Raw genomic sequence first — 25,330 nt, 5'->3', positions numbered from 1 at the left:
CACGTTCCTTGCGAACCTATATCAACTATGTGGTGGCGCGGGTCGCGCTCGAGCCGTCTGACCCGCTTAGCTGCAGTACGAGTTTCCGCTGACGTCCGTACTGTTCGCGTACGTCTCGACCGCTCCGCTGGCGTTGTTACAGAAGTGATTGCTGACGATCGCGTTCCGTTCCGTCTCGGGACCGGTCTCGTAGACGCCGTACTCGGCGTTGCCCGTGAGCTCGAGGTTCCGAACTGTAACGTCGGTCGTATGGGGGTACTCGGCGCTGCTCCGCGAGTCGATGCGGATGCCGCTGCTGCCGGTGTTCGTGACTGTTCCACCGTCGATGAGTAGATACCGGGTGTCCTGGACGAGGTTCCCGCCGTTACCGTCGAGGTAGATGTCGTAAATTTCGATGCCCTCGCTCCCGGAGACGGTGAAGATCCCGCGGCCGCAGTCGACGGCGTCGACCCGATTAACGACGATTTCCGGGCCGGCATCGTTCGCACACCGGAAGCCGGCGTAGCCTCCGCCCTGGTCTGCCCGAGTGGCGTTGACGTAGTCGACCGTTGCGTATGCCGTGTCGTTCAACAGCAGTCCGCAGCCGCCGGTATCGACGGTCTCGACGGTGCCGATATCGATGGTGTCGACGCCGTAGGTCTCGACCGCGTGATGGTTGGATCCCTCGATGGAGGCATACTCGAGCGAGACGTTCCGGCTCCGGCCGCCGTCGCTGTCGTCGATCCGGATGCCGATGCCAACGGACTCGGTATCCCACAGCGACATAGTGATCGTGCCTAACTGTACGTTCGAACAGCTCTGGACCCAGATGCCGTAGCGGGGGTTGCCCTCGATGGTGACGTTCCGGATCTCGATCGACTCGACGCTCTGTGCGCGAAACGGCACGATCAGATCTTCGCCGGTGTCTTCGACGAAAATCGTCCCGTTGTGATCGATGACGGTGTAGCTTGGCAAATCGACGGCCTTGACGTCGCCGTCCCACGAGTGCGGACCGACCGACCCGGAGTTTTTGATCAGAACCGTCTCCTTCGAAGTTCGACCGGGGGTGAGGCTATCGACGGCCGCCTGTATCGCGTCGAGGTAGTCCGTCCCCTCATACACCGTCTCGTCGTTCGCGGCGTACCAGATGCCGTCGGTCTGCCACACTTCAGCGTCGTGAGTGCTTGCCTGTGCGGTACCGATCGCGCCCGCTGCCAGCCCCGTGGCCGCGAGCGATACCGCGCGGCGACGGGTGACGCCCGATATCGCGGTGCTCGAGTCGGCGCACTCGGTCTCGTCGCGGTTACGTTCGGTTGTGCTATTATCTGTCATAGCGACACCAATAACCACCACAACCACTATTGTTAATTATTATCTCCATACCATACTAATTATATCCACAACACTACCTGTGTCGATTTAGGTCGTGACAAACTGCTCCTCGAGCGGAATTCGATTTCGGTCGGTAAGACGTGGTACGGGTTATTAAAAGTCGGTTCCGGCGTCCCTAAGCCCGCTCCGGGGAGGCCGGTACCCAATACAACGAACCGGATGAGGTCAGCCCTCGAGGACGGCAGCGCCCTCTAAGTCGTAGTCCTGCAGGTAGTCGCGTTCGCGGTCGACGAGTTCGGCGAACAGTTCGCGGGCCGCGTCACGGTGGACGGTGACCAGCGGTTCGTTGAGAAACGCCTGAAAGGCGAGGTCCAGATCTCCGGCGAAGCCGGCGTCGATCAGCGTCTCCTGGTTGTGCACGGCCGTCAGTACCATCGACCGCACTTCGCGGGGGAGGTCGCCGGCGGTGATCGGCGCGACGCCGCCACCGGTGATGACGGCGTTGGTCTCGACGACGGCTCCGGTCGGCAGATCCGGCGTTTGGCCCCGATTCGGGTGATTGACGTGGGTCTTGATCGGCTCGAGTCCCTCGAGTGCTCGCATGATATCGACGACCTTCTCGCCGGACTCGGTGAACTCGAACGCCGCGTCGCCGGACAGATACTGGTCCATCTTCGCCGGCCCCTCGCCGTCGTCGGTCCGGGCGGAACTGGGCGTTAGCCTGATTCCCCAGCGCTGAATCTCCTCGGGCTCGTCGATGTCGAGATACCAGGGAACGAACTCGGCGAGGTGACGGTCGCCCGCCGCGCCGAGCAGCCCGAACCGGTCGTAGAGATCGAAGGCGATCTGGTGGTGGTTCGTCCAGTACGACTCGTCGTCGAGTTCGCCAGGGTCGAATCCCGGAATCGGCTTTCGCTCCTCGAGTTCGCGCTCGAGGTACTGAAAGAGGTCGTGTCCGTGCCAGTGTGCCTCGTCGGCCCACGTGAAGTGGTTGATGCCCTTGACGTTCACGTCGATCTCGTCGGCCGTGACGTCCGCGGCGTCGTCGACGTACCGCTCGGCGATGTCAGCAAGCAGCCGCTGGGTCTCGAACACCTCGTGACAGAGCCCGATCGCGTTGATATCGGGATACTCCTCGTAGAGCGTCCGCGTACAGACCGTCATCGGGTTCGTATAGTTGATTACCCACGCGTCGGGACACTGCTCGCGGACCGTCGCCGCGATCTCGCGATACTGTGGGATCGCTCGCAGCGAACGCAAGACGCCGCCGGGACCCACCGTGTCCGCGACGGTCTGGTAGATGCCGTACTCCTGTGGAACGTCGATATCGTGGACGAACGTCTCGTCGACCGGGTCTTGAATCGAACAGATGACGAAGTCGGCGTCCGCGAGCGCGTCATTGACGTTCCGACGTGCCTCGAACGTCCACGCTCCGTTGGCGTCCGACCGACTCGTGAGGGCGTTCGCCAACTTCGCGTTCTGTTCGGCCGCTTCGTAGTCGACGTCGTAAAGCGATACCGTCCCCGCGAGATCGTCACACTGGAGCACGTCGTTGATGAGCGTGTGCGCCCACCCGCGACTGCCGCCACCGATATAGCCGATCTGTACCGACGACTGCGACTGTGACGACGCGCTCTCCTCGAGTCGGTGCATACCAACTGTACGGAGATCGTAATATAAAGTAGTTGTGTCGTCTGCCGTCCGATACCGACGGCGTGAGCGTATCGCTCCCCTCGACATCTCTCCCTCCATGGTAACATCTACCACGCTCTGTTCGGCGTTACCGGACGGCCTCCGAACTCGACGTTCCGCGCCTGTACCGTCCAAATTCGGCTCGAAGATCGGATTCGGACTGAGTCGCTGAAATAATTTACGAAGGTACGTCTGTAACACACGGCCCGCGGACGGTCGACCGTACTGGTCCCCTGTTCGGTCCTGGCGGACGCTCTCCTGAAAGAGACCGGAAAAACGATCGAGGTGTGTCCTCGAGCGCCTCCTATCGCCGGTCTATCTCGGTCCAAACGTCATTTCCGGTGCTATCGGATATATGGTCGGGGTACCCTACTCAAGCGGTCGGACCATTGCAGAAACGAGACGCCGTCGACGGGTTCGGCACAAAGGCGACGTGTCACTCTCGAGGCTGCACCGAGAGGCCGTCGATCGCGTCGGTATCGGCGATCGCAAGATCGAACGGACTGATTTCCGGGCCGCCAAGTTGCCACGACAGATCCCCGTCGATCGTCGCCGCGACTGGATCGCTCCGGAAGTTCATCACCCAGGTGTAGCCGTCGCGCGACGCGACGCGGACACCGTCGGGGAGTACGTCCGTACGGCGAACGCCGGCGCGGCCGAGGAGCGACCCGACGAGATCGTTCGCGAGGTCGGTCTCCGGCCAGACGCCACAGTAAACGACGTGTCCCTCGCCGACCGCGTTTCGAACGGCCGCCGTCCGTCCGCTTGCGATATCGTCGCCTGCGTACTCGAGGAGCGGGACGGCCACGTCGACCTTGAGCCACTCGGCCCACGTCCGGAATGCGTAGTCCGTGTCCGTCTCGTCGGGCCGGACGACGGTCGGCTCGAATCGTGCAGGGAGCGTCTCGTGCTGGTCGACGCTCGCGCCGACGAGGTCCGACAGCGGACCGGGCTGGAGTTCTGGCCGGAGGTTGTTGTATTCGTCTTTTACGCCCGTCCGCGGGCCGAGCAGCAGTTCGCCCCCGGATTCGACGTACGCGGTCAGGTGGTCGGCCAGCGAGTCGGTCGCCAGGTGGAGCGTCGGCGCGACGACGGCGTCGTACGACTCGAGGTCACTCTCGGGGTGGACGATATCGACCTGTACGCCGTGGGCCCGCAGCGACGCGTAGAACGACTGCAACAGCTGCCAGTAGTCGAAGTCAGGTGCGTGGAGCTGTTCGCCGAGCGCCCACGCGTTCTCGTAGTCGTGTAACAGGGCGACGGGCGCGTCGACGTGGTCGAGGTCGAATAGTTCCTCGGCGGCCCGCATCGCGTCATCGTAGCCCCGGTCCGCCGTCCCGTCCTGCTTGCGGAGGCCGGCGTGGTACTGCTCTTGGCCCTCGAGGCAGCGCCGCCAGCGGAAGTAGACGACGGCGTCGGCACCGTGGGCGGTTGCGTGGTGGGCCCAGAGGCGCATCGCCCCCTCTGCGGGCTGGGCAGAGTGGGGCGGCCAGTTAACGTCGCCCGGCTGCTGTTCCATCACCCAGAACGGTCGGTCGAGCACACTCCGGTAAAGGTCGTGGTTGAACGAGAGCAGGTCGGGATTCCCCGCGCGGAGTTCGTCGGTCGTCGCCTCGCCGCTGCCCTGCTGGACGTGGCCCGTCGGGTACGAGTCCCACGCGATCAGATCGAGGTCCGCGTCGAACTCGTAGGTGTCCACCGACTCGAACAAGTGCATGAAGTTGTGCGTGACGAACCACTCCTCGTTCGCCTCGCGGAGGAGGTCCGCCTGCAGCCGATTGTACTCGACGACGCTGTCGCTGGCGAACCGGGCGAAATCGAGCAGCATCGACGGGTGATCCTGCGCGGGCGTCGGCCGCGGGAGGTCGACCTGTTCGAAGTCGTCGTACTGCTGACTCCAGAACGTCGTTCCCCACGCTTCGTTGAGTGCGTCGACGGTGCCGTATTCCTCGCGGACCCAGTCCCGGAACGCGGCGGCGCAGTCGTCACAGTAACAGCGCGTCGTGCCGTGACAGCCGTACTCGTTGTCGGTCTGCCAGCCGACAACGCGCGGATCGTCGGCGTAGCGGTCCGCCATCGCCCGGACGACGCGTTCAGTCTCCTCGCGGTAGGCCGTAGAGTTGAAGCAGTAGTGCCGTCGGCTTCCGACGTCTCTGACGGTCCCGTCGCGGTCCCGCTGGCGGATCTCGGGCCGTTCCGCGACGAGCCACCGCGGTGGCGACGCCGTCGGCGTACACAGGACGGCCTCCATTCCGTACTCGCCGACCAACTCGAGGATCTCGTCGAGCCACTCGAAGTCGAACGCGCCGCGTTCGGGCTCAAGCACCCCCCACGAGAATTCGGCCATCCGGACGTATTCGATCCCGGCATCGGCCATCTGCCGGATATCCGTCTCCCACTGGTCACGCGGCCAATGCTCCGGAAAGTAGCACACTCCGATTGACATAGGTCAACGTTCGCACCGACCGTTGTAAACGTTGGCATGCAAGGGGGTGGTGGCTCGAGGAACGCTCCGCTGTGCTCGCCCGACGATTCAGCGGCCGACTAGTAGACCGCAACACCACCGTAAGGTTGACCCACGTTCGACAGCGCTCCCCGCGTCTCCGTGCTGGAACTGCTGAGACGGAGACCGGCGAGCCGGAACTACGACTCGAGCCATCGTGTTCCGGTAAACGAGATGGTAAACAGCGCTATAACGACCTTCGGCGAACTGACCGCTCAGTCGCTCTTTGCCGAGACGAGTTCGATGTCGGGCGTTGGCGGCTCGTCCATCCCGTGTCCGAGGAAGTAACTCGGCCACGGCGGCTGATTGTAGCCGGCGTTCTGCCACGCGAGCGCGGTTCGATACTGCGGGTCGTGTAACAGCGTGTACAGTCGGTGATCGGTCTCATACGGCGTCGCGTACAGACGAAGCGCTTCGCTGTCGTCGGTCCGCCAGATCACCTCTTCGCGCCAGTCGCCGAGGATGTCGCCCGAGAAACACGGATTCCCCTTCGAGCCATTGTTCGACCGCGTGCCATCGAAGGACCGCAGGAGCTCCAACTCCTCGGTTTCGGGGTTCCACTTCTTGATCCAGCCGTGACCGTACCCTCCCTCGTCGTAGCCGAGGAAGTCGTGGTCCAGCAGCTCTCGGTGCAGGTCGCCGGTCCACCAAATTCCGAAGTTCATCGAGTTGACGGAATTCTCATTGATCTGCTCGCCCTGAGCGGACCACAAGCCGATATCGTTGTCGGACAGGGGGATGCCTGCCCACGCTTCCGCACCGTCGTAGTTCGGATCGATGTCCGCGATCATGCCTCTGCCGATGTCGCCCTCCGCTTCGACGCCCCACAGTAACTCGCCCGTTCCGGCGTCGCGGAACGTCGCACCGTACGGCCCCCACTCGTGGGGCATGAAGACCTCGAGCCCGTCCCGACTGGGATCGAAGTTGCTCACGTGCAGGGCGTCGCCGTGGTTCCAGCCGGTCGAGTAGAGCCCGGTCCCGTCGTGATCGACGACCATCGCGCCGTAGACGATTTCGTCTTTCCCGTCGCCGTCGACGTCGGCGACGGAAAGCTGGTGGTTGCCCTGGGCCTCGTACTCCTCGTTGCCGTCGTCGCTGTCGAAGATCCAGCGGGTCTCGAGTTCGCCGTCCCGGAAGTCCCACGCGGCCAGCATCGACTTCGCGTAGTAGCCCCGCGTCATGAGGATGCTCGGTCGCTCACCGTCGAGGTAGGCGACGCCGGCGAGGAACCGATCGGCGCGATTGCCGTAGCAGTCGCCCCAGTCGCAGATATCTCCGCGTGCGGGCTCGAAGTCCTTCGTCGCGAGTTCCTCGCCCGTCTCGCCGTCAAAGACGGTCAGATACTCCGGCCCCTCGAGGATCCGGCCTGCGTCGTTCACGTAGTCGGCGTCCGGGTCACCGATGACCGTCCCGGACCCATCCGTGGCACCGTCGGACGTCCGCACGGCCACCTCGGCTTTCCCGTCCCCGTCGAAGTCGTAGACGACGAACGGCGTGTAGTGTGCGCCGGCGCGGATGTTCTGTCCGAGATTGATTCGCCAGAGGTGTTCGCCCTCCAGCGTGTACCCGTCTAACAGGACGTCGCTCGTCTGCCCTTCGTGGGCGTTGTCTTTCGCGTTCGACGGCGACCACTTCTGGACGATATCGAGCGTTCCGTCGCCGGTGAGATCGCCCACGCTCGCGTCGTTTGCGTGATACGTGACCGTCTCGCCGTTTTCGCCCTCGACCGACTCGGGCTTGTTCAGCGGAATTTCCTTGTATTGGTTATCCCATACCTCGACGGACTTGGACAGGCCCGGTTTGCGGTCGTCATCGTTTCCGTCGTGTCCTCTTCTGCCGTGTGGCCGTTCGTCGTGGTCTCTCTCGCCATCTCTCCATTCTCGTTCATCGTGTTCCCGTTCGCCGATCCGACCGAAGCCGACCGGACGAACCGCGTACGTCGACTCGGTCGTCCCGTCGGGGTCGAGGAAGTTCGTGCTCTCGGTGATCGGCTCATCGTTCACCCGCTCGCCGTCGCGGAACACGTGGAATCCCAGGTCGACAGGTTCGGTCCCGAGCAGTCGCCATCGGACGAGGACCCCGCCCTCTACCGGAACGGCTACGAGGCCGCGACCGAGCGACTCCATCTGTCGCGTCGACTCGTTCTCCTTGTTATCTGGTCCGGTTCCACAGCCGAACCAGCCGTTTCGGCCCGTGGCAGTTGCCACGCCGCTGGTCGCAACCACTGCCGTCCCGGCTGCTACTCCGCTTAGCAACTCGCGTCGATATCGTCGGTGTCGTGTCTCGTTCGTGTCCGTATTAGTCATTGTCTTTCACACCGCACCTTCTCCGTCCATATCGTGATATATAAACATTTTTGACTGTGAGACGGCTGCCATAAACGCCATCTACGTCGGTATCACCAGTGCCTTCGCCGACGGCACCGTCGGGATATCCATGCTACTCTCGGGCGAGTCAGCAGCCTGACTCGACTCACCGATGGCTGATGGGGACCGAGTCGATGGTCTCGAGCCTCGCGTACTAGCTGCTCAGACGCGCAGCGTCGGAGGCCGGTAGACAGTGACGCGACGATACGCGCCCTGTTCAGTCGTCGGCGGAGACGAGTTCGATATCGGGTTTCGGCGGGTCGTCCATCCCGTGGCCGATGAAGTAACTCGGCCACGGCGGCTGGTTATAGATCACGTTCTGCCAAGCGAGGGCCAGCCGATACTGCGGGTCGTGCAACAGCGTGTAGAGTCGGTGATCGGTCTCGTAGGGCGTCGCGTACAGGCGCAGCGCCTCGCTGTCTTCGGTCCGCCAGATCACCTCTTCGCGCCAGTCGCCCAGAATGTCCCCGGAGAAACACGGGTTGCCCTTCGAGCCATTGTTCGACCGCGTGCCGTCGAAGGTCTTCAGGCGCTCTAGTTCTTCGGTCTCGGGGTTCCACTTCTTGATCCAGCCGTGACCGTATCCTCCCTCGTCGTAGCCGAGGAAGTCGTGGTCCAGCAGCTCGCGGTGGAGGTCTCCCGTCCACCAGATCGCCGAATTGGTCGAACCGATTGGCGTCTCGCGAATCCGTTCACCGCTGGCGGTCCATGTACTGAGTCCGTCATCGGAGAGGGGTATCCCCGCCCACGCTTCCGCACCGTCGTAGTTCGGATCGATGTCCGCGATCATGCCTCTGCCGATGTCTTTCTCCCCGTCTCCCTTCCCCCACAGTAACTCGCCCGTTCCGGCGTCGCGGAACGTCGCGCCGTACGTCCCGTACTCGTGGGGCTGGAAGACCTCGAGTCCCTCCCGGTCCGGGACGAAGTCGCTTACGTGAAGGGCGTCGCCGTGGCCCCAGCCGGTCGAGTACAGGCCAGTGCCGTCGTGGTCGACGACCATCGCGCCGTAGACGATCTCGTCTTTCCCGTCGCCGTCGACATCAGCGATGGAGAGTTGGTGGTTGCCCTGACCCTCGTACGCTTCGTTGCCGTCAGTGCTGTCGAAGATCCAGCGAATCTCGAGTTCGCCGTCGCGGAAGTCCCACGCGGCCAGCATCGTCTTTTCGTAGTAGCCACGACCCATGACGAGGCTCGGTTGCTCGCCGTCGAGGTAGGCTGGCGTCGGAAGGAAATGATTCACGCGGTGGCCGTAGCAGTCGCCCCAATCGCAGACGTCTCCGCGTGCGGGCTCGAAGTCCTCCGTCGCGAGGGCTTTGCCCGTCTCGCCGTCGAAGACGGTCAGATACTCCGGCCCCTCGAGGATCCGTCCGTCCTCGGTTGAGTGGTCAGCGTCAGGATCACCGATGACCGTTCCAGTTCCGTCCGTAGTGCCGTCGGACGTCCGCATCATCACTTCCGCCGTTCCGTCGCCGTCGAAGTCGTAGACGGCGAACGACGTGTACGCTGGGCCAGCCTGAATGTTCTGCCCAAGATTGATTCGCCAGAGGTGCTCGCCTGCTATCGTATATCCATCGAGCAGGACGTCGCTCGTATATCCGTCGAGCGGGTTCACCTTCGAATCCGACGGGGTCCACTTCTGGACGATGTCGAGCGTTCCGTCGCCGGTGAGGTCGCCTACGCTCGCGTCGTTTGCGTGATACGTGACCGTCTCGCCGTTCGCACCCTCGACCGGCTCGGGCTTATTCAGTGGGATTTCCTTGTATTGATTGTCCCATACCTCGACGGACTTGGACAGGCCCGGTTTGTGGTCGTCATCGTTTCCGTCGTGTTCCCTTCTGCCGTGGGTCCATTCGTCGTGGTCTCTCTCGCCATCTCGCCGTTCCTGTTCGTCGTATTCTCTATCGTGACGGTCTCTCTCCCAGTCTCTCCAGTTTCGTTCGTCATGTTCCCTTCCGTCGACCCGACCGAGACCGACTGGACGAACCGCGTACGTCGATTCGGTCGTCCCGTCGGTGTCGAGGAAGTTCGTGCTCTCAGTGATCGGCTCGTCGTTCACTCGTTCACCGTCGCGGAACACATGGAACCCTAGATCGATCGGTTCGGTCCCGAGCAGTCGCCATCGGATGAGGACTCCGTCTTCTACCGGAACGGCCACGAGGCCTCGGTCGAGCGCCTCCATCTGACGCGGCGATCCAGCCCCGTCGTTTCCGACGGCGGATCGGTCGTTTCGACTCGTGGCAGCCGCCGTCCCGCTGGTTGCGAACACCGCTGTTCCGGCCGCGATTCCGCTCAGCAGTTCGCGTCGATACCCTCGATACTCCGTAGTGTTGGCGTCTGAACTAGTCATCTTCTCTCATACTCCGGAACTCAATATATTATCTATTGATATAATTGTTTGGGTAATTCTACCGTAACTAAATGGTACCATGGCGGGACACGCCGTTCAGCCGGTATCGCTGGAAACGAGTTCGATGTCGGGTTTCGGCGGGTCGTCCATCCCGTGTCCGAGGAAGTAACTCGGCCACGGCGGCTGATTGTAGCCGGCGTTCTGCCACGCGAGCGCGGTTCGATACTGCGAGTCGTGCAACAGTGTGTGTAGTCGGTGATCGGTCTCATACGGCGTCGCGTACAGCCGCAGCGTCTCGCTGTCGTCGGTCCGCCAGATCACCTCTTCGCGCCAGTCGCCGAGGATGTCGCCCGAGAGACACGGCGTCCCCTTCGAGCCGTTGTTCGACCGCGTGCCATCGAAGGACCGTAGGAGCTCTAACTCCTCGGTTTCAGAGTTCCACTTCTTGATCCAGCCGTGACCGTATCCTCCCTCGTCGTAGCCGAGGAAGTCGTGGTCCAGCAGCTCTCGGTGCAGGTCGCCGGTCCACCAGATTCCGAAGTTGATCGAGTTGACGGAGTTCTCGCTGATCCGCTCGCCGCTGGCGGACCACGTGCCGAGTCCGCCATCGGACAGGGGGATACCCGCCCACGCCTCCGCACCGTCGTAGTTCGGATCGATGTCCGCGATCAGCCCTCTTCCGATGTCGCCTTCGCCTTCGACACCCCACAGTAACTCACCCGTGCCGGCGTCACGGAACGTCATGCCATACGGGCCCGACTCGTGTGGCTGGAAGACCTCGAGTCCGTCCCGACCGGGGTCGAAGTCGCCGACGTGGAGGGCGTCCCCGTGGTTCCAGCCGGTCGAGTAGAGCCCGGTCCCGTCGTGATCGATGACACAGGCGCCGTAAACGATCTCGTCCTTCCCGTCGCCGTCGACGTCAGCGGTGGTGAGCTGGTGATTCCCTTGGCCCTCGTACTCCTGATTGCCGTCGGTGCTATCGAAGATCCAGCGGATCTCGAGTTCGTCGTCGCGGAAGTCCCAGGCGGCCAGCATGGTCTTCTCGTAGTAGCCCCGCGTCATGAGGATGCTCGGGCGCTCACCGTCGAGGTAGGCGGCGCCAGCGAGGAATCGATCGACGCGATTTCCGTAGCAGTCGCCCCAGTCGCAGACGTCGCCGCGCGCGGGTTCGAAGTCTTCTGTCGCGAGTGCCTCGCCGGTCTCGCCGTCGAAGACGGTGAGGTACTCCGGCCCCTCGAGGACGAATCCGTCCTCGTTCGTGTAGTCGGCGTCCGGATCACCGATGACCGTTCCAGTCCCGTCCGTGGTGCCGTCGGACGTCCGCACGGCCAGTTCTGCCGTCCCGTCGCCGTCGAAGTCGTAGACGGCGAACGGCGTGTAGTGGGGTCCAGCCCGGATGTTCTGTCCGAGGTTGATCCGCCAGAGGTGCTCGCCCTCCATCGTGTAGCCGTCGAGCAGGACGTCGCTTCTATGACCCGGCAAGTTGTCCCCTGCGTCCGATGGAGTCCACTTCTGGACGATGTCGAGCGTGCCGTTCCCGGTGAGATCGCCGACGCTCGCGTCGTTGGCGTGGTACGTGATCGTCTCACCGTCCTCGCTCTCGACCGGATCGGGTTTGTTCAGCGGGATCTCCTTGTACTGATTGTCCCATACTTCGACGGACTTGGACATGCCTGGTTTGCGGTCGTCATCGTTGCCGTCGTATTCCCTTCTGTGGCGGCCCATCTCGCCATCTCGCCATTCCCATTCGTCGTATTCCCTATCGTGACGGTCTCTCTCCCAGTCACTCCATTCCCATTCATCGTGGTCCCGTTCGCCGATCCGACCGAACCCGACCGGGCGAACCGCGTACGTCGACTCGGTCGTCCCGTCGGGGTCGAGGAAGTTCGTGCTCTCGGTGATCGGCTTGTTGTTCACTCGCTCACCGTTGCGGAACACGTGGAATCCCAGGTCGATGGGTTCGGTCCCGAGCAGTCGCCATCGGACGAGGACTCCGTCTTCTACCGGAACGGCCACAAGGCCCCGGTCGAGTGACTCCATCCGACGCGTATACTCGTTCGGTTTGGTTTCATAGCCGGGCCGACGGGTCTGACCACCGGAAGTCGCTCCGCCGACACCGCTGGCCGCGATCATCGTCGTTCCGGCTGCGATCCCGCTTAGCAACTCGCGTCGATATCGTGGCTTACTCGCGTTTGGATCAGTCATTATCACTCATGCTCTAGCTTCTTAATTTAGTATCTAATATTAGAACGTTACGGCGAAAAGCGCTTTCTGCAATATTCCCGTACTCGAGTCATCGTCACCATTCGAGTGTATCCTCTCGTTCGGTTACCGCTCGATCATACCCGCGGTGGAACCGAATTGACTCGAGAGCGCTGTCCGACGCATTCGGCACTCGGTCCAACGTGATAGGCGTGTTGTAGTTTCACACAGTAACACTTGTGATGACCGAGCGAAAACGATGACAGCATGACAGAAGAAACCCTCGTCGGCGCGTTCTGCCGATTCCGGTATCAGTTCCGACTGCTGTTTATGGTCTCGGTGTTAGCGCTGATCGTCCTCGGTGCTGCGCTGCCGGTCATCGAGCGAGGAACAGGAACGTTCGTTATTACGATCGTTCAACTCGTGTCATTCGCCGTGATCGGTGCCCTCTCGTTCGCGATGATGGTCGTCTGTGCGCGACGCGCCGATTAACGGCGACCGCGCCGGACGATCGACGCTGCGCTCTCGTGGCTCGCTTCGATCGGACGAGCGCTCGCTGATCGATCGCTGATCACTGATCACTAGTCCAAATCTACATAAGGATCGATAATTATTGGCTACTTGTAGGCATATGAGAACTAATCGCACTCGGGTGAATAGACGGCAGTTTGTCGGCACGAGCGCCGGCACGGTCGCTGCGACACTCGCCGGTTGCCTCGGTGGTAGCAGTAACGCGACGGAATTCGTGACGGCACTTGCAGGCGGCCGCCAGCCGACGCAGGTCCACTTCAACCCCTGGAACGCGTCGAACTACGCACAGACCTACAGCATCTACTGGCTTCAGGGGACGGTCGTGACACACGCCGACGGGACCGTCTCGACCGACTTCTTCGAGAATCTCAGCGTCGACGGTCGGACGGTCACGCTCGAGTTTTCGGACGAGTGGAGCTTCTGGAACGGCAACGACATCACTGCCGAGGATTACCTCATCGAACAGGAGATCTGGCGCTACCAGGATCCCGAGGCCTCGCCGATCGAAGGTCACGAACTGGCCGACGATCACACCGTCAAGCGGATCTACAAGGACGAGATCTCGCCGACGATCGCGCGATCGGAAGCCGGCGCTGGGACGGCCGCACCCAAGTCGGTCTTCCGCGAGTACTACGAGCGCTACGAGGACGCGACCACGAAGAGCGAGCGGGAGGCCGTTACTGAAGACCTTCTCCAGCTGACGATCGACACCGAGGAATTCGTCGAAAAGGGATACGGGAGCTCGCTCTTCCGTATCGAGGACTTCAACTCCTCCGAGACGCTGGCGACCAAGTGGGAAGATCACCCGTGGTCCGACCGAACGGATGTCGAGCAGATCCGCGTACAGCCCACCGAGGGAACCCAGGTCAAACAACTCGAGAAAAGCGACGAGCTCGATACAACTCAGTATATCACCGAGGATCAGCGGTCGAACTATCCCGATAACATCGAGAACATCTACAAGCTGGACCATTACAGCTGCCGGAAGTACATCCTGAACTGGAACAACAAGCACCTCGCGAGGCGGCCGGTCCGGCGAGCGATTATCTCCGCGATCGACATTCCCTCGATCGTCGACGCCGCAAAGCAGACCGGGCTGATGGCGACGCCGACGCAGGTTCAGACGGGGATCCGGGCGTCCATCGAGGAGCAATATCTCGGTGCGGACTTCGTCGACAGCCTCATCAAGTACCCCGTCAAGGCCGACGAGGAGACGGCCGTCGAGTACATGCAGCAAGCCGGCTACTCCAGAGAGGACGGCGAGTGGATCGGACCCGACGGCGACGCGACCGACTTGACCGCCATCACGCAGGCGGGCGTCAGGAAGTCCCAGCCGATGAAAGTCTTCACTGACCACCTCTCCGAATTCGGCTTCAACGTGGAGATGGAGGCCGTCGGGCAAGACTACTACTCGCGGGTCCAGGAGTGGGAGTTCGACATCGCCTGGATGTGGCACGTCGCCCTGCCCTACTGGCACCCCGTGGCGTACTTCTCGAACGACTTCTACGGCCTCCTCGCCGGCGATATCACCAGCAATAGCGCTACTGGCCCGACCGGCGTGCCGTTCTCGCTCGAGATCCCCGGGGAAGTCGGCGCGACGGAGGTCGGAAACAACGGCGTCGAAATCAATCCGGCTCAGCTCATGGTCGACCTCGAGGGGGCGTCCTCCGAAGCGGAGACGAAGGAATTGACGCGAACGCTTGCTCAGTGGGTCAACTTCGATCTGCCCGTGATCATTCACTTGCAGGAAACCCGCGGCTTCGCCGGCGATGTCGAGAACTTCGACTTCCCGAGCGAGGACGAGTTCCGGATGGACCGCTCTAATCCGGGTCCGAACGCGCTGTTGAACGGTCGTATTTCGGTCAATTGAGGCCGTCTTGACGGGAATCGAACGCGAACGACGGAAGACGTCGCACAGACGAGTTCCGAGTTCGCCAGTATTCTAACTAGTCCAAACATACATAAGGGTAGATGGGTATGAAGGAACTGCAACCATATGAGACACAGTAACACTCGTATGAGTAGACGGGGGGTTGTCGGCGCGAGTGCCGGTACGGTCGCCGCCACGCTCGCTGGCTGCCTCGGCGGTGGCAGTAACGCAACGGAGTTCGCCACGGCGTTCGCGGGCGGTCGCCCGCCGACACAGGTCCATTTCAACCCCTGGAACGCGTCGAACTACGCACAGACCTACAGCATCTACTGGCTTCAAGAGACGCTTGCGCCGCATTCCGACGGATCCGTCTCGACCGAGTTTTTCGAGGAGCTCAGCGTCGACGGTCGGGAGGTCACGATCAAGCTCTCGGATCAGTGGAATTTCTGGAATGGCAACGACATCACCGCCGAAGACTACTTTATCGATGCGGAGATCTGGCGCTACCAGGACCCGGAGGCCTCGCCGATCGAAAGCCACGAACTGGTCGACGAGTACACGGTCAAGCGAATCTACAAGGAAGAAGTGTCACCGACGATCGCGAAATCGAACGCGGGCGGTGGGACGACCGCACCAAAATCGGTCTTCCGCGAGTATTATGAGCGCTACGAGGATGCAAGCGGAGAAAGCGGTCGACAGGCGGTGACCGAGGATCTCCTCCAGCTGACGATCGACACCAAGGAGTTCGTCGAAGAAGGATACGGGAGCTCGCTCTTCCGTATCGAGGACTTCAATTCCTCCGAGACGCTGGCGACCAAATGGGAGGACCATCCGTGGGCGGATGAAACGGATATCGAGCAGATTCGGGTTCTCCCGCACATCGAAGCGGGGACCCAGGTCGAGCAACTCGAGAAGAGCAACAAGCTCGATATGACCAAGTACATCGCCGAGAACCAGCAGTCGGCCTACCCCAATAACATCGAGAACATCTACAAACTGAGCCACTACAACTGCCAGAAATTCATCCTGAACTGGAACAACAAGCACCTCGCGAGGCGGCCGGTCCGGCGAGCGATCATCTCTGTGATCGATATTCCCGCGATCGTCAACGCCGCGGCGCAGACGGGAATGCTCGCGAGTCCGACACAGGTCCAGACGGGGATCCGAGAGACCATCGAAGAGCAGTACCTCGGTGCGGACTTCGTCGACAGCCTCATCGACTACCCCGTCGAAGCCGACGAGGAGACGGCCGCCGAGTACATGCAGCAAGCCGGCTACTCCAGAGAGGACGGCAGCTGGGTCGGCCCCGACGGCGACACGACTAACTTCACCGTCATCACGCAGTCCGACGTATCACAGTCCCAGCCGACGAAGGTCTTCACCGACCATCTCAGCGCGTTCGGGCTGAACGCGGAGATGGAGGCCATCGGGCAAGACTACTACTCGCAGATCCAGGAGTGGGAGTTCGACATTGCTTGGATGTGGCACGTCTCTCTCCCATACTGGCATCCCGTGGCGTACTTCTCGAACGACTTCTACGGCCTCCTCGCCGGCGACATCACCAGCAATAGCGACACTGGCCCGACCGGCGTGCCGTTCTCGCTCGAGATTCCAGAGGAAGTCGGCGCGACGGAGGTCGGAAACAACGGCGTCGAAATCAACCCGGCTCAGCTCATGGTCGACCTCGAGGGGGCGTCCTCAGAAGCGGAGACGAAGGAATTGACGCGGACACTCGCTCAGTGGGTCAACTTCGATCTGCCCGTGATCGTTCACCTGCAGGAAAACCGCGGCTTCGGTGGCGACGTCGAGAACTTCAACTTCCCGAGCAAGGACGAGTTCCGAATGGACCGTCCGAACCCCGGACCGTACGCGCTCCTTCGAGGACGCATTTCAACGAACTAACCCCGTCTCAATCACAGAACCCTACCCAACAGGATACAGGCCATGCAAGGGAACTACTTCGCGAAACGCGTCGGGCAAGCGCTACTGACGTTTTTCGCGACGGTGACGCTGACGTTCGTATTGTACCAGTCGATGCCGGGTGGTCCCGCCGAGGCGCTTCGAAACCAGATCCTCTCCCAGCAGATGGGATCGTCGAACACGATCAGCCCGGAGCAAATCGAACAGCTAGTAGCGAACTATACAAATATCGAGAGCGACAAACCGATTTTTACCCAGTACATTCAGTATATGAGTAGCGTCTTCCTCGAACAGGATCTCGGCGAATCGCTCTACGAGAATACCTCCGTGACGACGCTCATCGCCGAACGGCTCCCGTGGTCGATGCTCATCAGCGTCTATGCGATGGTCATCGGATACACGGTGAGCATCGTGCTCGGGGCGGTGATGGCGTTCAAGGAGAAATCCCGGTTCGATTCGGTGTCGTCCGTCGTTGTGATCGGACTCAACTCCACGCCGTACTACGTCGCGGGCATTCTGTTCATCTTCTTCTTCGGCATTCGGAACAATTTCTTCCCCACGGGCGGACGGTACGGACTCGGAATCGACGTGGGATTCAACCTGGCATTTATGCAAAGTATCGCACACCACGCCGCGCTTCCGATACTGTCGATGAGCGTGCTCGGACTCGGCACGGCGCTGACGATGCGGGGCAATTCCATCCGCGTCCTCGGCGAGGATTACCTCCGCGTCGCGGAGCTACGCGGACTGCGTAACTCCCGCATCGCGACCCAGTACGTAGGACGGAACGCCATCCTGCCGATGTACACGCAGTTCATGATCGGTATCGCCGGCGTGCTCAGCAGTTCCGTCATCGTCGAGGAGATCTTCTCCTACCCGGGCGTGGGACTGTTGGTGTACGACGCTATTCAGGTACAGAACTACCCCGTACTCATGGGCTCGCTCATCGTCTTCACGTTCGTGACGATCGTCGCGATCCTGATCGCGGATCTGACGTACGGCTTCATCGACCCCCGAATCTCAGCCGGAGGCACCAATGAGTAACGAACAACTCGACGACGAACTCGAGACGCTGTTCGACGCGGACGTCGACCGAGAGCCGACGCCGCGATCCCAGCGGCTCAAACGACGGTTCGATCTATACGTCGCCGCCCCTGCCCGTGTGGCGATGACCGACTGGCGAGCCGTCATCGGGACGGCGATTATCACGATGTTCGTCCTGATGGGAACCGTCGGCGTCTGGCTCGTCGACAGACCGATAAGCGGGGACGCGCCCGTTCTCGTACCGCCGTTCCAGAACCCCAACTACATTCTCGGGACGGACACCTTCGGCCAGCCGATCGGGGCGCAACTCATCCACGCGACGCCGGACATGTTCCGGATGGTGTTCGCCGGGGCGGTCGTGAGTATCGGATTCGCGGCGCTGATCGGCGTCCTCTCCGGGTTCCTCCGGGGGTCGAAGATCGATACGATACTGATGTCGATCACCGACATCATCATTACGATCCCCGGACTCCCGCTGGTTATCGTCCTGATCGCGATCTTCCAGCCGAAGAGTCCGTACGTCATCGGCGTTTTGCTCGGACTCGACAACTGGCCCGGGCTGGCGAGGACGGTGCGTTCGCAAGTGCTCAGCATTCGGGAGGAGTCGTACGTCGAGGCCTCACAGATAATGGGCATCTCGACGCGGACGATCCTCCGCCGAGACGTCCTCGCCCAGCTGATGCCCTACATCACGGTGAACGCGGCGCTGGCCTCTCGACGCATCATCTTCGAGTCCGTCGGGCTATACTTCCTCGGGATCCTCCCGTTTACCACGTTCAACTGGGGCGTCATGATGAACATCGCCTACAAGGGGAACGCGCTGAGTAATCCGGACATGTACCACTTCCTCGCGTTCCCGTTGCTGACGATCTTCCTGATGTCGTTCGGGCTCGTGTTATTCTCCCAGGGGATGGACAGCGTGTTCAACGTCCGACTCAGGGCGCGACACTCGTCGACGATCGACGACGACGGAGGTCCCGAACCATGAATGGATCAACTGTCAGACAGAACGGTAGTACTATGCCGCTGTCTGCGATGTACTCCGACAAGACAACGCATGCGTAACACAGACACGATCGTGGAGGTCCGAGACCTCAACGTCACGTTCCAGATGAATCGTGGACAGTCACGCGTCGTCCGCGACGCCGATCTTGACGTCGCTCGCAACGAGACGCTCGGCATCATCGGCGAAAGCGGGAGCGGAAAGTCGATGCTCGCCTCGTCGTTTCTCAACGCCGTCGTCGAACCCGGCGTCTCGACCGGCGAGGTCACCTACTATCCGGAAGACGACGAGCCAGTCTCCGTGCTGGATCTCTCCGAGTCCGAACTGAACCGATTCCGCTGGGAGGAAATCGCGATGGTGTTTCAGGGGGCGATGAGCTCGTTCAATCCCGTCACGACGATTCGAACCCACTTCAGGGAAACCCTGCAGGACCACAACCGGAACATTCCCGCCGGGATGGATCGCGCACGCGAGCTCTTAAAGAGCGTGTACCTCGATCCGGATCGAGTCCTCGACTCGTACGCCCATGAACTCTCGGGCGGGATGAAACAGCGTGCACTCATCGCGCTCTCCCTGGTGCTCGAGCCGGACGTCCTCGTCCTCGACGAGCCGACGGCCGCGCTGGACCTCCTGATGCAGCGCTCGATCATCACGCTCTTGCGCCGGCTGCAAGACGAGTACGAGCTGACGCTCGTGTTCATCACGCACGACCTCCCGTTGTTGACCAAGCTCGCCGACCGCATCGCCGTGATGTACGCGTTCAACATCGTCGAAATCGGGACAACGGATGACGTGCTCTACGACGCGTCGCATCCGTATACGCGCGCACTCCTCGATACGACACCGGATCTGAACGTGCCGGTCGAGGACATGGATATCATCGAAGGGAGCACGCCGGATCCGGTCGACCACATTTCGGGTTGTTCGTACCATCCCCGGTGTCCGATGGCCGACGGGCGATGTCGAACCGACGACCCGCCGATGATGGACGTAAGCGACGCTCACGAGTCCGCGTGTTTCTACTACGACGAGGCCGGAGACGCGGTGCCGATCAGCGCCGCGCCTGATACCGGCTCGTCGAACGGGCGAAGCACCGCGACTGACGGGGGTGAGAACTGATGGCGTCGGATCCGATGCTCTCGATGGACAGCGTCTCCGTCAAGTTCACCAACGACGGTGGTGTGCTCGACCTCTTCGGCGACTCCGAGACGGTCCGTGCGGTCAGCGACGTCTCCCTCGAGCTCGACGAACAAGAAACACTCACGCTGATCGGTGAGAGCGGCTGTGGCAAGTCGACGCTCGGAAAGACGGCAATCGGTGCGCAGAAACCGACTAGCGGAACGGTCAGCTACCGCGGCCAGGATATCTGGGAGGCGCGAAATGATTCCGACAACGCCTCGATCCCGTTCGACGAGATCCGCCACTCCCTTCAGATCATCCACCAAGATCCCGGAAGCGCGCTCAACCCGAATCAGCGAATCCTCACCTCGCTGATGCTCCCGCTAAAGCGGTGGTATCCGAACCTCGGCCGCGAGGAGCGAGAGGACCGCATCCACACGCTGTTCGAACGCGTCGGCATGTCGCCGCCGGGCGATTACCTGAACCGGTACCCACACCAGTTGAGCGGCGGGGAAACCCAGCGCGCGGTCCTCGTTCGCGCGCTGTTGTTGAATCCCGATCTAATCCTGGCCGACGAGGCCATTTCGGCGCTGGACGTCTCCCTGCGCGTCGAGATGATGGATCTCATGCTCGAGTTACAGGACCTGTTCCAGACGTCGTATCTGTTCATCTCGCACGACCTCTCGAACGCCCGCTACATCGCCGAACGATCCAACGGACGGATCGCCGTGATGTATCTCGGCGAGATCGTCGAGATCGGAACCGTCGAGGAGATCGTCGAAAACCCGCAGCATCCGTACACGAAGGCGTTGCAGTGGGCGACCGCGAACCTCTACGAGGACGAGGACGACGAGGAGTTTCCCTTGCGGAAGATCGACGTTCCCGATCCGACGGACCTCCCCGCCGGCTGTCACTTCCACCCGCGTTGTCCGAACGCTCGCGAGGCGTGTACGCGGCAGCATCCGGGACGGATTCAGGCGAACGGCAACGAAGCGAACTACGCTCGGTGCTTCCGGGCGGACGATACCCACGAATACTGGAATAGCCCCGAGATAGCGGACGAGTCGCCGGTCGATTCACCGTGAGAGAGCGTTCACACGATACAGAGATGTCCGATATGACCGACACTACCGCGATGGAACCGTCCAGTGAATCGAACTCTAGACAGCGCCGCTCCGTGCGTCTCCCAGGCGGTCGGGGGCTCCACGTCTCGATCGCGCTCGCGAGCCTCCTCCTGTTCGCCGGGCTGTTCGTCTTCGACGGGCCGATGGCGGGTGTGGTCGGACTGTGGAGCCTGTCGCTCCTCGCCGCCGCCATCGTCGGATCCGTCGTCTACCGGATCTGGTATCACTACGGCCCGTAGCCGCCGGCTGCAGCGTCGCCAGCATCGATACTGCGAGGATAACGCTCTGCTGTGTACCCAGCGATCACTGGCCCCTCGTCGACACGGTCGGTGGTGCAAGTTTTGCACCACAGACGCGTAGCCGAATGAGGATCTGACAGGCCGGTTCGGCCGGGGGTTAGGAATAGGTCATGTTCACTTCGATGACGTTTGCGGTGCTCAGAACGGTCTTCGGAATGTCGGTGCTGAACGTCTCGTCGTTAAAGCGATTCGTCGGTCCGGAGACGCTGATCGCTCCAAGGGGATTCTCGTCGCTATCACAGATCGGCGCTGCGACACACCGCATTCCGGCGACCCGTTCTTCGTCGTCGATCGCGTATCCCGTATCGCGAATCTCCGCCAGTTGACTCTTCAGTTCGTCGGCGTCGGTGATCGTCTTCTCGGTCACGCGGGGGAGCCCATGGCGATCGATAACGTCGTCGACGGCCGCTTCGGACCGTTTTGAGAGAATCGCCTTCCCCAACGCGGTGGTGTGGAGGTGAACGCGCTTGCCGATGTGCGTATCGAGGTTCACGGCGTCTCGGCCTTTCGCCTTGTTGAGGAAGATTCCCTTCCCGTGCTCTTCGATCATGAGGTTCGCGTGCTCGCCGGTCTCCGCCGCCAACTTCTCGATTTCGGGGGACGCGATCTGATAGAGCTTCATCTGACTGCGAGCGAACCCGCCTAACTCGAGGAAGCGAGCGCCGACGTGGTATCGCCCGCTCTCGTTGACGAGATATTCGGCCTCGGTCAGCGTCTGCAGGTGGTCGTGGACCGTGCTCTTTGGCATCTCGAGTTCGTCCGCGAGTTCAGAGACGCCGGCCCCGTTGAGGTCGTGAAGCGTCTCGATGATTCGAAACGTCGTCGCAGCGGCCTGAACCGGTTGACGCGGTTTGTTCGACATACCCACCCACGCAACGAGGAGATATTTAATAGTTGTCCGGCCACGCCGGAAATCGCTGTCACGGCGCCCTCGCTCTCGGTCGAGCAAGGCGCAATGCCGACCGAATCGGGGACTCTGGCTGTCCGTCGAGACCGGCTCCGATAGCGCCGATATCGAAGGCGTCGACCCGACCGCCGTGTCGGATGGCTTCGATGTCGCCGGACAGACTCGTCCAGCGTGCTCGAGTGCGAGCGAACGTGATCCGGGATCGGCGATATTCGATACAGGGTCTCGTCCGTTACACGATGTGGGGGCAATGACAAGAGCCAACTTTCTGGCATCGGTTAGTCACGACCAAGCAATGGAGACACAGCTAGAGACGTTCGAGACGAACCTCAGAAGCGTTCGGACCGCCGTCACCCAGACGTCGCCGGCCGCGTTTCGGGACGCGCTCGCCGATGTCATCGATGAGCCCGCGATCGGTGCGCCGCTTCCCTTCGAGGCGATCACACTCGAGGGAACGGACGTCGTCCTCGAGCCGACGCCCGAGCAGCTCCGTGAGGCGGCCTGTGGCGTCACGGCCGCCACGCTCGGCGTCGCTGAGTACGGAACGGTCGTCCTCGAGTCGACGCCGGCGGGTGCCGAACTCGCCGGGCTCTTCCCCGATCGACACGTGATCGTCGTCCGCGAGCGAGACCTCGTCGACGACATGGCCACGGCATTCGAGCGGCTGGGCGAGCGGTTCCGAAACGGAGACGGCGACGCCGTCCTCGCGACCGGCCCGAGCGCGACCGCCGACATGGGGGAACTCGTCTACGGCGTGCACGGCCCACAAGAGACCCACGCGGTCATCGTGGAGGACGCGGAGGAATAATGGCGAGCGAGCGATCACGGAAGGCCGACCGGATCCGGCAGGTCATGGCCACGGAGGGCGACAGCGTCGAGCGCAACACCCGCGGGTTCAACGAGGGCCGGTACGAGTCCGTCGATCGGCTCGATGACTACGACGCGTACAAAGACCGGGCGCGGGCGATTAAAGAGGACGCGATCGAGCGCCTCCCCGAACTGATCGAGCAGGTGCGCGCAACGGTCGAGGACAACGGGGGAACCGTCTACGTCGCCGACGACGCCGCCGACGCGAATCGGTACGTCCGCGAACTCGCCCGCGAACGAAACGCCGAGACCGTCGTCAAGTCCAAGTCGATGACGACCGAGGAGATCGAACTTAACGATGCCCTCACGGCCGAGGGCTGTGCTGTCTGGGAGACCGACCTCGGCGAGTTCGTCCTACAGGTGGCCGACGAGGCACCGAGCCATCTCGTTGCACCGGCGATCCACCAGTCGCGCGAGGAGATCGCCGCCCTGTTTAACGAGTACTTTGACCCGGATACGGAACTCGAGACGGCCGAAGAGTTGACCGCGTTCGCACGGGAGTACCTCGGCGAGCGGATCGAGGACGCGGACATCGGCGTCACCGGCGCGAACTTCGTGACGGCGGACACGGGGACGATGGCGCTCGTCACGAGTGAGGGGAACGCTCGGAAGACCGTCGCCGTGCCTAACACGCACGTCGCGGTCGCGGGCGTCGAAAAGATCGTCCCGACGTTCGAGGACCTCCAGCCGTTCGTCGAACTGATCGCGCGCTCAGGGACGGGACAGGACATCACCGCCTACGTCTCGCTGTTCTCACCGCCGGTTTCGACGCCGCCGGTGGACTTCGACGACGACGGGCCGATCGCCGATGACTCGGCCGAGCGGGACTTTCACCTCGTCTTGCTGGACAACGGCCGGATGGACATGCGCGAGGACGACCAGTTGCGGGAGACGCTGTACTGCATCCGGTGTTCGGCCTGTGCGAACTCGTGTGCGAACTTTCGGTCCGTCGGGGGCCACGGCTTCGGCGGCGAGACCTACTCCGGCGGCATCGCGACCGGCTGGGAGGCCGGCGTCCACGGGCGGGAATCGACCGACGACTTCAACGACCTCTGTACCGGCTGCTCGCGCTGTGTCGAGCAGTGCCCGGTGAAAATCGACATTCCGTGGATCAACACGGTCGTCCGCGACCGGCGCAATCGCGGGGCCGAGGACGGCCGGTTCGACTTCCTTGTCGAGGGACTCACACCGGACGAAGAGCCGGCCGGAATGGACCTGCAGAAGCGCTTTTTCGGCAACTTTGCGACGCTGGCGAAACTCGGCTCCGCGACCGCGCCCGTGTCGAATTTGGCCGCAGATCTGCTCCCCTCCCGACTCCTCATGGAGCAAGTCCTCGGCGTCGATCGCCGCCGCAATCTGCCCACGTTCGAGCGCGAGACGTTCGTCGAGTGGTTCCGAAACCGCGACGTGCCCCGGCCCGTCGGCGCGGACTACCACGCCGTCGTCTACCCCGATCTCTACACGAACTACATTCGGACCGACCGCGGAAAGGCGGCCGTCCGCACGCTCGAGGCGCTGGGCGTCGCGGTCGAGGTCCCCGACGTCGCCGCCTCGGGCCGCGCGCCGCTCTCACAGGGGATGATCGCCACCGCCCAGGAGCACGCCGAGCGGGTCACGGCCGACCTCGAGCCCTACCTCGAGGCGGGATACGACGTCGTCGCCATCGAGCCAAGCGACCTCGCGATGGTCCGCGGCGGGTACGAGCGCCTCCTCGACGCGGAGCGCTACGAAGCGCTCGCCGAGCGCAGCTACGAGGTCTTCGAGTACGTCTACGGCCTGCTCGAGAACGGGGCTGATCCCGCGGCGCTGACACACGCCGAGAATGCCGACGGCGGCTCCGACGTCGCCTATCACTCCCACTGTCAGCAGCGCACGCTCGGACTCGAGTCGTACACGACGGCTGTCCTCGAGCGGCTGGGATACGACGTCTCCACCTCCGACGTCGAGTGTTGCGGAATGGCGGGGAGCTTCGGCTACAAGCGCGAGTACTACGAGCTGAGTATGGACGTTGGCGACCGACTGAGAGAGCAGTTCGAGACGCCAGCGGCCGCTGATCGAACGGTCGTAGCCAGTGGGACCTCGTGTCTCGAGCAACTGGACGGGCTGTTGGCCCGCCACCCGCGGCATCCGCTCTCGCTCATCGCTCCGAACGGGTCCGAGTAGTCTCCGAACGGGCTTAAGCGGTCCCCAGCCGACTCGAATCGTCTCCGGACGAGCCCGTCGAT

The 25,330-nt window shown here is 62.2% G+C and carries 17 protein-coding genes; 10 read left to right on the top strand and 7 right to left on the bottom strand.

Annotated elements, in window-relative coordinates:
- Positions 1 to 66 precede the first annotated feature (66 nt).
- The 6 genes from ACJ70B_RS20345 to ACJ70B_RS20320 all read right to left on the bottom strand — a co-directional run bounded on the left by ACJ70B_RS20345 (position 67) and on the right by ACJ70B_RS20320 (position 12,259).
- On the bottom strand, positions 67 to 1,311 hold the full coding sequence (locus tag ACJ70B_RS20345; protein WP_408960259.1) for a right-handed parallel beta-helix repeat-containing protein: 1,245 nt from the start codon (positions 1,309 to 1,311) through the stop codon (positions 67 to 69).
- Between the two features lie 225 nt (positions 1,312 to 1,536).
- Positions 1,537 to 2,964, bottom strand: a complete 1,428-nt coding sequence (locus ACJ70B_RS20340; protein WP_408960258.1) for a glycoside hydrolase family 4 — start codon at positions 2,962 to 2,964, stop codon at positions 1,537 to 1,539.
- A gap of 475 nt (positions 2,965 to 3,439) precedes the next feature.
- Entirely contained in the window at positions 3,440 to 5,449 is a 2,010-nt protein-coding gene (locus tag ACJ70B_RS20335; protein ID WP_408960257.1) for a beta-galactosidase, read from the bottom strand.
- Between the two features lie 272 nt (positions 5,450 to 5,721).
- Positions 5,722 to 7,632 (bottom strand): rhamnogalacturonan lyase, encoded by a 1,911-nt coding sequence (locus ACJ70B_RS20330; protein WP_408960705.1) that lies wholly within the window; start codon positions 7,630 to 7,632, stop codon positions 5,722 to 5,724.
- Between the two features lie 457 nt (positions 7,633 to 8,089).
- Positions 8,090 to 10,051 (bottom strand): hypothetical protein, encoded by a 1,962-nt coding sequence (locus ACJ70B_RS20325; RefSeq protein WP_408960704.1) that lies wholly within the window; start codon positions 10,049 to 10,051, stop codon positions 8,090 to 8,092.
- A gap of 264 nt (positions 10,052 to 10,315) precedes the next feature.
- Complete coding sequence (locus tag ACJ70B_RS20320; RefSeq protein WP_408960703.1) at positions 10,316 to 12,259, bottom strand: rhamnogalacturonan lyase; 1,944 nt, start codon at positions 12,257 to 12,259, stop codon at positions 10,316 to 10,318.
- 429 nt (positions 12,260 to 12,688) lie between these two features.
- On the opposite strand from ACJ70B_RS20320, the gene ACJ70B_RS20315 reads away from it, so the two are divergent.
- The 8 genes from ACJ70B_RS20315 to ACJ70B_RS20280 all read left to right on the top strand — a co-directional run bounded on the left by ACJ70B_RS20315 (position 12,689) and on the right by ACJ70B_RS20280 (position 21,271).
- Positions 12,689 to 12,913: a hypothetical protein gene (locus tag ACJ70B_RS20315; protein WP_408960256.1), complete on the top strand. Its 225-nt coding sequence runs from the start codon at positions 12,689 to 12,691 to the stop codon at positions 12,911 to 12,913.
- Positions 12,914 to 13,166: 253 nt separating this feature from the next.
- Positions 13,167 to 14,822, top strand: coding sequence for an ABC transporter substrate-binding protein (locus tag ACJ70B_RS20310; protein ID WP_408960255.1), 1,656 nt, complete (start codon positions 13,167 to 13,169; stop codon positions 14,820 to 14,822).
- A 147-nt stretch (positions 14,823 to 14,969) separates the two neighbouring features.
- Complete coding sequence (locus ACJ70B_RS20305) at positions 14,970 to 16,724, top strand: ABC transporter substrate-binding protein (protein ID WP_408960254.1); 1,755 nt, start codon at positions 14,970 to 14,972, stop codon at positions 16,722 to 16,724.
- Positions 16,725 to 16,766: 42 nt separating this feature from the next.
- Positions 16,767 to 17,786: an ABC transporter permease gene (locus tag ACJ70B_RS20300; RefSeq protein WP_408960253.1), complete on the top strand. Its 1,020-nt coding sequence runs from the start codon at positions 16,767 to 16,769 to the stop codon at positions 17,784 to 17,786.
- On the top strand, positions 17,779 to 18,774 hold the full coding sequence (locus tag ACJ70B_RS20295) for an ABC transporter permease (protein ID WP_408960252.1): 996 nt from the start codon (positions 17,779 to 17,781) through the stop codon (positions 18,772 to 18,774). Before ACJ70B_RS20300 ends, ACJ70B_RS20295 begins: the two co-directional genes overlap by 8 nt.
- Positions 18,775 to 18,843: 69 nt before the next feature.
- Complete coding sequence (locus ACJ70B_RS20290; protein WP_408960251.1) at positions 18,844 to 19,908, top strand: ABC transporter ATP-binding protein; 1,065 nt, start codon at positions 18,844 to 18,846, stop codon at positions 19,906 to 19,908.
- Positions 19,905 to 20,993: an ABC transporter ATP-binding protein gene (locus ACJ70B_RS20285; protein ID WP_408960702.1), complete on the top strand. Its 1,089-nt coding sequence runs from the start codon at positions 19,905 to 19,907 to the stop codon at positions 20,991 to 20,993. Before ACJ70B_RS20290 ends, ACJ70B_RS20285 begins: the two co-directional genes overlap by 4 nt.
- A gap of 32 nt (positions 20,994 to 21,025) precedes the next feature.
- Entirely contained in the window at positions 21,026 to 21,271 is a 246-nt protein-coding gene (locus ACJ70B_RS20280; RefSeq protein WP_408960250.1) for a hypothetical protein, read from the top strand.
- A gap of 157 nt (positions 21,272 to 21,428) precedes the next feature.
- Here the strand turns inward: ACJ70B_RS20280 and ACJ70B_RS20275 are convergent, their stop codons facing one another.
- A complete protein-coding gene (locus ACJ70B_RS20275; protein WP_408960249.1) occupies positions 21,429 to 22,193 on the bottom strand; it encodes an IclR family transcriptional regulator in 765 nt (254 codons plus the stop codon).
- 340 nt (positions 22,194 to 22,533) lie between these two features.
- Between ACJ70B_RS20275 and ACJ70B_RS20270 the strand changes: the two genes are divergently transcribed.
- Positions 22,534 to 23,046: a lactate utilization protein C gene (locus ACJ70B_RS20270; protein WP_408960248.1), complete on the top strand. Its 513-nt coding sequence runs from the start codon at positions 22,534 to 22,536 to the stop codon at positions 23,044 to 23,046.
- A complete protein-coding gene (locus tag ACJ70B_RS20265; protein ID WP_408960247.1) occupies positions 23,046 to 25,268 on the top strand; it encodes an LUD domain-containing protein in 2,223 nt (740 codons plus the stop codon). The genes ACJ70B_RS20270 and ACJ70B_RS20265 overlap by 1 nt, the downstream gene beginning before the upstream one ends.
- The last annotated feature ends 62 nt before the right edge of the window (positions 25,269 to 25,330 follow it).

The organism is Natrinema sp. 74 (assembly GCF_046097095.1).
Taxonomy (GTDB): Archaea; Halobacteriota; Halobacteria; order Halobacteriales; family Natrialbaceae; genus Natrinema.
The sequence above is the reverse complement of the archived record's forward strand: the minus strand, read 5'-3'. Positions and strand labels throughout refer to the sequence as shown.